At 71.3% G+C, this 8,170-nt stretch carries 7 protein-coding genes; 1 reads left to right on the top strand and 6 read right to left on the bottom strand.

Annotated features, from left to right (window positions below; genetic code table 11):
• The 6 genes from PROKR_RS04375 to PROKR_RS04350 form a co-directional block, all read right to left on the bottom strand.
• A partial coding sequence (locus PROKR_RS04375) for an alpha-amylase family glycosyl hydrolase (protein WP_245605695.1) occupies nt 1–955 on the bottom strand: 955 nt, incomplete at its 3' end.
• On the bottom strand, nt 952–2,535 hold the full coding sequence (locus PROKR_RS04370) for a glucoamylase family protein (protein WP_036959902.1): 1,584 nt from the start codon (nt 2,533–2,535) through the stop codon (nt 952–954). The genes PROKR_RS04370 and PROKR_RS04375, both read right to left, overlap by 4 nt.
• Before the next feature lie 98 nt (nt 2,536–2,633).
• Nucleotides 2,634–3,821, bottom strand: coding sequence for a glycoside hydrolase family 1 protein (locus PROKR_RS04365; protein ID WP_051432665.1), 1,188 nt, complete (start codon nt 3,819–3,821; stop codon nt 2,634–2,636).
• Nucleotides 3,822–3,863: 42 nt separating this feature from the next.
• Nucleotides 3,864–4,760, bottom strand: coding sequence for a carbohydrate ABC transporter permease (locus PROKR_RS04360; protein WP_036959897.1), 897 nt, complete (start codon nt 4,758–4,760; stop codon nt 3,864–3,866).
• Nucleotides 4,760–5,650, bottom strand: a complete 891-nt coding sequence (locus PROKR_RS04355) for a carbohydrate ABC transporter permease (protein WP_020014316.1) — start codon at nt 5,648–5,650, stop codon at nt 4,760–4,762. Before PROKR_RS04355 ends, PROKR_RS04360 begins: the two co-directional genes overlap by 1 nt.
• A 3-nt stretch (nt 5,651–5,653) precedes the next feature.
• Nucleotides 5,654–6,931 carry an extracellular solute-binding protein gene (locus PROKR_RS04350; RefSeq protein ID WP_245605694.1) on the bottom strand — a complete coding sequence of 426 codons (1,278 nt, stop codon included), beginning with the start codon at nt 6,929–6,931 and terminating at the stop codon, nt 5,654–5,656.
• 216 nt (nt 6,932–7,147) lie between these two features.
• Here PROKR_RS04350 and PROKR_RS04345 point away from each other — a divergent pair, with 216 nt between their 5' ends.
• A complete protein-coding gene (locus PROKR_RS04345; RefSeq protein ID WP_036959894.1) occupies nt 7,148–8,155 on the top strand; it encodes a LacI family DNA-binding transcriptional regulator in 1,008 nt (335 codons plus the stop codon).
• Nucleotides 8,156–8,170 lie beyond the last annotated feature (15 nt).

Genomic DNA, 8,170 nt, shown 5'->3' with positions numbered 1-8,170 from the left:
CGATGGCGTCCGTCGCGGCCTGCCAGGCCCGCACGAACGTGGCGGCGTCGCCGGCGCCGTCCGCCCCCGCCCACGGCGCCAGCGCGTCCCAGGACTCGCTCACCGTGCCCGCGTTGTTGTTCCACAGCGAGCGCAGCGGCAGGCCGTCGTCGTCCCCACCGAACTGGAGGAAGAAGTCGGCGTGGAAGCCCGCGGGTACGGCGACCCGCGGGTCGCCCCACTCGCTGATGATTACGCGGCCGGGCCACTCGCGGTCCAGCCAGGCGCGCATCTCGTGCCACAGCCTGCCGGTCTCGACGTGGCCGGGGTCGTCCTTGACGAGCGACGCCGCCATGTCCACGCGGAACCCGGCCACGCCGAGGCCGAACCAGTGCGCCATGATCTCGCGCAGCGCGGCCCGGTTGGCCAGCGGCCCCGGGGCGTCGACGGGCTGCCGCCACGGCTCGGCCGGGTCCGTGCGGGCGTACCCGAAGTTGAGCGCGGGCTGCACGGGGAAGAAGTTGGGCTTGTAGTACCCGCCGCGCTTTCCCGGGCCGGGCTGGAAGCCGTCGGCGGGCACGTCGCTCCACACGAACCGGTGGTCGTCCGGGTCGTCGGCCGACGCGCGGAACCACGGGTGCTGGTCCGACGTGTGGCCGGCCACGAGGTCGAGCAGCACGGAGATGCCGCGCCGGCCGGCCTCGTCGGTCAGCCGCGCCAGGTCCTCGTTGGTGCCGTAGCGCGGCGCCACGGTCATGAAGTCGGCGACGTCGTACCCGGCGTCGGCGAACGGGGAGACGAAGCACGGGCTGAGCCAGATCGCGTCCACCCCGAGCCATGCGAGGTAGTCAAGGCGCTCGGCGATCCCGACGAGGTCGCCGATCCCGTCGCCGTTGGAGTCCGCGAAGGACTGCGGGTAGATCTGGTACAGCACGGTGCGCCCGAGGCGCGGGGCGAGGTCCACGGCGGCGGTCACCTGTCCCACCCTACGGCGAAGGTCTCCATGGCCATCAGCGGGCGCACCTCGCGCTCCAGGGCCCCGCGGGAGACATAGCGGCGCATCGCGTCGTCGGCCAGCTCGTTGCCGAGCGCGGCCATGATCATGCCCTGGTCCAGGGAGAGGTAGCGCTGCGAGACCTGGCCGCTGCGCACGGCCACGGCGTCGTAGAAGCCGCCAGGACCGTACGCGTCGAAGTCCGCGGCGATGTTGCGCAGGTTGGCCATCGCGTCACCGTGCGCGTAGCGCAGCGCGAGGAACGACGCGTGCGGCGTCACGACGCCGTCGCCGTACTCCGTGGGTGCGGGCGAGCCCTCGCGGCAGCCCTCGTACGGCTGGTCGACGGCGGTGCGCTCCTGGTCCGAGGTATAACCCGGCCCGTCCAGCCCGAGCTGGTCGACGCCGTACTCGCGGTACCCGCCGGCCGGGTCGTTCGACGGCGAGAAGCCCCAGTACCCGTAGTCCGCCTCCCGCATGCCGTGCTCGATCTGCCCGCGCACGTACAGCGGGTGGTTGCGGCCCCAGGACCGCGGGCCCCACGTCTCCTCGGGCACGAACAGCGGCACCATGAGCGCCTCGAACATGCTGCCGCCCCAGGTCGGCACGACCCGCATGCCGCGGTACGGCAGCGCGCCCTCGAACACGGGCACGCCCAGGTGCTCGGCCCACTGGCCGACCGGACGCGTCTCGGTCCACGACCAGTCGCACGTGTCCGGGAACGTCCGGTACGTGCCGAAGTAGTGCTCCGCCGGGATCTGCCCCTCGGCGATGCCCAGGTACGACGCGATGCGCGGCTCCGTGTTGAACGCGCCGTAGTGGTGGCCGGTGTACCAGACGTCGGCGCCCATCTCGCAGTAGTCCCCGGCCACCGGCGCGGTCTCCTGCGGGTCGACGTCCCAGAAGCCGCCCCGGATCTGGTTCTGCGCCGGGTCGTAGTAGCAGCCGAAGTCCATGTCCTCGCGGACGGCGTCCGCGGCGCGGGCCAGCGACGGCTCCGCGCGGCTCGCCAGGAGCAGCCCGGTGGCCAGCCAGCCGTTGTCCACGCTGGACAGGAACGGCTTGACCGGGTCGCCGCTGGTGGGGAACGTCAGGAGCTTGGCGCCCGTGGCCGGGTCGTACCAGTTGTAGAACATGCCGCTCGGCTCGTGCTTCTCCAGCCCGGCCACGGTGTCCAGGGTGGTCGCCATGCGGCCGCGCGCCTCGCGGCGGCTGATGAGCCCGAGGTCCCGGGCCACCACCGTGCTCCACAGGTAGGCGCCGATGTTGGTGGGGGACGTGTACCCACCGCGGCTGGCAGGGTCCAGGTCCCCGCCGATGTTGTCGTCGGGCAGGCCCGTCTCCTCGTCGACCATGGCCTCGAAGGAGCGCCAGGTGTCGGCGGCCCAGGCCTGGAGCTGACGGCGGTCCTTGGCCGGGCTGGTCTGTTCGCTCTCCTGGACCGTGGTCTCCGGGGACGCGGTTTCCGGGGCCGACGGCGCCCCCGTGGCGCTCGCCGGCAGTGCGGCGAACGCCAGGGCGGCGACGGCTCCCGTCGCGAACGCGGTGCGGATCCTGCTCATGGGGTGTCTCCTACGTCGTCGTAGTTCGTGACAGGGCAGTGGGGCAGGGCAGTGGGGCAGGGCAGTGGGGCGGGGGGCAGCGGTGAGAGGGTGGCGCGTCAGCGGGCGAGCGATCCCGTGCGCGCCACCTGGCCGAGCCACGCGAGACTCGGCTTGGGGGTGCGCACGAAGGTGGTGCGGTCCACGGCGATCAGGCCGAAGGTGGGCCGGAACCCGCTCATCCACTCGTAGTTGTCCAGCAGCGACCAGTGCAGGTAGCCGTCCACCTGGCAGCCCGCGGCCATCGCGTCGGCCATGCCCGCCAGCGCCCCGGTGGTGTAGTCGATGCGGCGGGAGTCGTCGGCCGTGGCCATGCCGTTCTCGGTGACGATCATCGGCACGCCGCCGGTGATCTTGTGGGTGTACTCCAGCGCCTCGCCGAGCGCCTGCGGGTAGTACTCCCAGCCGGTCAGCGTCTTCTCGACGTCGTCGCCGAAGGGGACGGGCTCGCCGTCGGCCCCGATGATGGTGCGCAGGTAGCTCTGTACGCCCACGAAGTCGTCGCCGCGGGCGACCTCCAGGAAGAAGTCCTCGCGCGGGTAGGCGTAGGCGTCGCGGGCCTCTTGGGCGCCCGGCGCCGCCTGGAACACCTGGTTGGCGATGGTCCAGCCGGCCTTGACGTGCCCCAGGCCGTGCAGGATGTCGACGGCGCGCCGGTGGGCGGTGGCCTGGATCTCCGAGGCGGCCTGGTCCGGTGCGGCGAGCCCGGCGGCGTCCAGGTTGGTGCGGCGGCTCGCGCCGAGCATCATCGAGGTGATGTTGGGCTCGTTGATGGTCACGACGTGGCCGACGTCGCCCAGGATCTCCGTGGTGGTCTCGACGTACCGGCTGAACAGGTCGACGGCGTCCGGCGCGAACCAGCCGCCGCGCTCCGCGAACCAGCGGGGGAGCGTGAAGTGCAGCAGCGTGACCATCGGCGTCACGCCCGCCTCGAGGCAGGTGTCGATCATCCGCCGGTAGTGCGCCAGCTGTGCCCGCGAGATCTCGCCCTCGGCCGGCTCGATGCGCGCCCACTCGATCGAGAAGCGGTACGCGTTCAGGCCTGCGGCCGCCAGCAGCGCGATGTCCTCGCCGTAGCGGTGGTAGCTGTCGACGGCGTCGCCGGAGCTCTCCGCGCACAGCGACCCGGCGACGTGCTCCTTGGCCCACCAGTCGCTGTTGGTGTTGCCGCCCTCGATCTGGTGCGCGGCGGTCGAGGCGCCCCACAGGAACGTAGGTGCGGTGGGCAGCGTGATCTGTTCGGTCACGGAAGAACTCCTCGTTGGTACGACAGGCTGGGTGGTGCGGGACTACTTGAGCCCGGTGGTCGAGATGCCCTGCACGATGTGCCGCTGCAGGGCCAGGAAGACGATGAGGATCGGCAGCACGATGACGGTCGCGCCCGCCACCAGCAGGCCGTACTGCACGGTGTTCTGGCCGGTGGAGTACAGGGCCAGGGCCACGGGCAGCGTGTACTTGTCTGCCGACTGCACGGCGACCAGGGGCCACAGGAAGTTGTTCCAGGACCCGAGGAACGTCAGGATGCCGAGCGTCGCGAGCGCGGGTTTGGTCTGCGGCAGCACGACGGCGAAGAACGTGCGGAACTCGCCCGCGCCGTCGACGCGGGCGGCGTCGAGCAGCTCGTCGGGGATGTCGAGCATGAACTGGCGCATCAGGAACACGCCGAACGGCGCGGCGAGGAACGGCAGGATCAGCGCGGCATAGGTGTTGATCAGGTCCAGGTTGGCCACGAGCACGAACAGCGGCACGAAGGTGACCATGCCCGGGACCATGAGCGTGCCCATGATCAGCAGGAACAGCACGCGGCGGCCGGGGAAGTCGAGCTTGGCGAGGGCGTAGCCGACCATGGCGCTGAACAGCACGGACCCGACCGTGACGGCCAGCGCCACGACCACGGAGTTGGCGAAGAACCGCGGGAAGTCGAGCGTCGCGAACAGCTCCGTGTAGTTGTCCCACGTGGGCTGCTCGGGGAACAGGGTCGGCGGGAACTGGCGGATCTCGCCCTCGGGCTTGATCGACGAGACGATCATCCACACGAGCGGCCCGAACGAGGCCGCGAGGCCCAGCAGGAGCACGACGTTGAGGAGGATCGCGCGCGGCGTGAAGCGGCGGGCGGCGGGCCGGCCCTCGGAGGGCTGGTCCCTGGTGGGGCGGCGGGTCCTGGACCGCTCGGTGAGGACAGTCATCACTTCTCCGTCCTGAGCAGGCGGAACTGGAGGTAGGACAGGATCACGATGGCGACGAACAGCACGTAGCTCATCGCGGCAGAGAGGCCGTAGTTCCCGAACCCGAACTGGTTGAAGACCTCGTAGGCCACCGAGTTGGTGGCCCCGAGCGGCCCGCCCTGCGTCATGACGAACGGCTCCTCGAAGAACTGCAGGTAGCCGATGCCGGTGATGACGGCGCAGAACAGCAGGGTGGGCCGCAGCAGCGGCACCGTGATGGACCGGAACTGCCGCACGGCACCCGCGCCGTCGATGGCCGAGGCCTCGTACAGGTCGCGCGGGATGCCCTGCAGCCCGGCCAGCAGGATCACCATGGAGTACCCGACGTTGCGCCAGGTCGCCATCATGATCAGCGACGGCATGGCCCAGACCTCGTCGGTGAGCCAGCGTGGCCCGTCGATCCCGACCAGGCCGAGGGCCGAGTTCACGATCCCGAAGTCGGGCTGCAGGAGGAACCGCCACACCACCGCCACCGCGACGATCGACGTCACGACGGGGGCGTAGAAGCCCACGCGGAACACGGACCGGAACCAGACCAGGCCCGAGTTCAGCAGGACCGCCAGCAGCAGCGCGATACCGAGCGTGAGCGGCATCGCGACGCCCACGAAGTAGAGCGTGTTGCCGGCGGCCTGCTGGAACTTCGGGTCGGCCAGCGCGGCCGCGAAGTTGTCGAACCCCACGAAGTTCACGGCCCAGGGCGTCCTCAGGTCCGCGCCGTGCATGTCGGTGAACGCCATGTACAGCGAGGACGCCACCGGGACCAGCATGAACACCGCGAACAGGATCGTGAAGGGCAGCGCGAAGCCCCAGGCGGCGAGGCCCGTGCGGCGGCGGCGTGCGGAGATGGCCACGGGTCAGTCCAGGCCCGTCCCGATCGAGGTGGCCGCTTCCTGCATCTTGGCGGCGGCTTCCTCCGGGGTCAGGTCGCCCGCGATGGTCTGCTCGATGATCAGGTCGAGCTCGTGCTCGATCTCCGACCAGGTGGGGATCGCGGGGGTCGAGCGCGCGGTCTCCAGCACGCCCTGGTACATGGCCACGGCCTCGTCGTCGGCCAGCGCCGGGTCCTCCCACGAGGACTGGACAGCGGGCAGGTCGTTCGAGATGCCGAACCAGTCGACCTGGACGGCCGGGTCGGTGGCGAACTGCACGAACTTCCAGGCGGAGTCGGGGTTCGCGGCGTCCGCGAGGACGGCGAGGTTGGAGCCGCCGATGAACGACGCCGTCGTCTCGTCGGCGGGCAGCGGCACCACGCCGAACTTGTCGGCGAAGTCGTCGCCCGCGGTGGTCAGCAGGTTGGCGCGCTCCCACGGGCCGGAGACGAACGAGCCGAGCTTGCCGTCGACGAAGTTCTGCACCTTCTCCTCCTCGACGAGCACCGGCGGGGCGAGCCCGTCGCGCATGAACGAGGAGTAGTACTCCAGCGCCTTGACCTGGGCGTCGTTGTCGAGCGTGAACTCGCCGGCGTCGTCCAGGATCTCGCCGCCCGCCTGCCAGTAGAACGGGAAGTACATCAGCGCGGTCGAGTTGCCGCGGGTCTGCAGCGCGATGCCGTGCTCGGCACCGGCGTCCTGCAGCCCGGCCGCGAAGTCGGTGAGGCCCGCCCAGTCCTCGGGCGCCTCGACGCCGGCCTCCTCGGCGAGGTCGGTGCGGTAGTACAGCACGCGCGACTCGACATACCAGGGCACGCCGTAGGAGGTGCCGTCGACCTCGGTGGTCTCCCAGGCACCCGGGAAGAACGCCGAGGAGTCGATGTCCTCCGGCGTGGGCGCCAGGCCGTCCAGGCCCACGAACCCGCTCATCAGGGTGGTGCCGACCTGCATGACGTCGGGCACCTCGCCCGTGGCGATGGCCGTGTTGATCTTCTCGGTGGACGACTCCCACGGCACCGGCGTCACGTTCACCGTCACGTCGGGGTTGTCGGCCTCGAACTGCTCGGCGAGCTCGGGCAGCAGCTCACCCTCCGTGCCCATCGCCCAGACCTCGACGGTGCCCGTGGCGGGGCCGTCGGAGATGCTGCTGGCGCTGTCTGCCGTGGTGCCGGCCTCGTCGCTGCGGCCGCACCCGGTCAGGGCGAGGGCCAGCGTGAGGGTCGACGCCGTCGCCGCTGCGGCGAGGCGAGGTGTCCTGTTCACGATCACTCCCTTGTTGATCTGTTCCCGAAATTTCGAAGGCGAATCTCGGAAAGACCACGGGAGGTTAGACGGGGCTCCGTGCGGTGTCAACCACCCTGGTGTCGTGACGGTTGGCCAGCTGCCCCGGTCTCCCAACGGTGCGGAGGCGCGCGCTCGGCGATGGGCTACCATCCTGGTTTCGGAAACAGATTTCGGAAAACGCCCGACGGAGGACCCATGGCAACCGACCAGCCGCACATCCCGCTCGCCGTCGTGGCGGCCGAGGCGGGCGTCTCGGTCCCGACGGTGTCCAAGGTGCTCAACACCCGCCCCGACGTGGCCGGCAAGACGCGGGCCCGGGTCACCGAGGTGCTGGAGCGGCACGGCTACGTGGTCCGCCCGCCGGCCGCCAAGCCCACCGGCATGATCGACGTGCGGATCGTCGACTTCGAGGGCACCTGGTCCGAGGCCGTGGTCCGCGGCGCCGTCGCGGGCGCCCGTCGGCTGGGGCTGGACGTCGTCCTCGCGGTCGAGCCCGACCCCGACGACTGCAGCTCCTGGGTGCGACACGCGCTGGAGCGCGGCACCGACGGACTGGTCAGCATCGTCGCGGTGCCCGACGCCGAGGCGCGGCGCGCCCTGGAGCAGACCGGCACGCCGCTCGTCGTCGTCGACCCGCGGCAGCGGCCGCCGGAGGGGATGCTCAGCGTCGGCGCCACCAACTTCCAGGGCGGGCTGGAGGCCACGGCGCACCTGCTGTCGCTCGGCCACACGCGCATCGCCACCATCACCGGTGCACTGGAGCAGGACAACGCCATCGCGCGGCTCGCGGGCTACCGCGCCGCCATGATCCGCGCGGGCCTGACCACCGACGACGACCTGGTCCACGTGGGTGCCTACGGCGTCACCTCGGGGTACGAGGGCGCGCAGCGGCTGATGGGCCTGGACGACCCGCCCACCGCGATCTTCGCCAGCAGCGACGACACCGCGCTCGGGGCGCTGCGCGCACTGCGCGAGGAGGGCCTCGTCGTGCCCCGGGACGTCTCGCTCGTCGGCTTCGACGACCTGCCCATCGCGCCCTGGATCGACCCCGCGCTCACCACGGTGCGCCAGCCCCTGACCGAGATGGGCGCCACCGCCGTCGACCTCGTGCACCGTGCCCGCACGGCCAGCGGGCACACCCTGCGCACCGAGCTCGCCACGAGCCTCGTGGTGCGGGCCTCGACCGCGGCGCCGGCCCGCTAGGCAGCGGGCCGGCTG

The organism is Promicromonospora kroppenstedtii DSM 19349 (genome assembly GCF_000515355.1).
In the GTDB taxonomy this organism is placed as follows: domain Bacteria; phylum Actinomycetota; class Actinomycetes; order Actinomycetales; family Cellulomonadaceae; genus Promicromonospora; species Promicromonospora kroppenstedtii.
The sequence above is the reverse complement of the archived record's forward strand: the minus strand, read 5'-3'. Positions and strand labels throughout refer to the sequence as shown.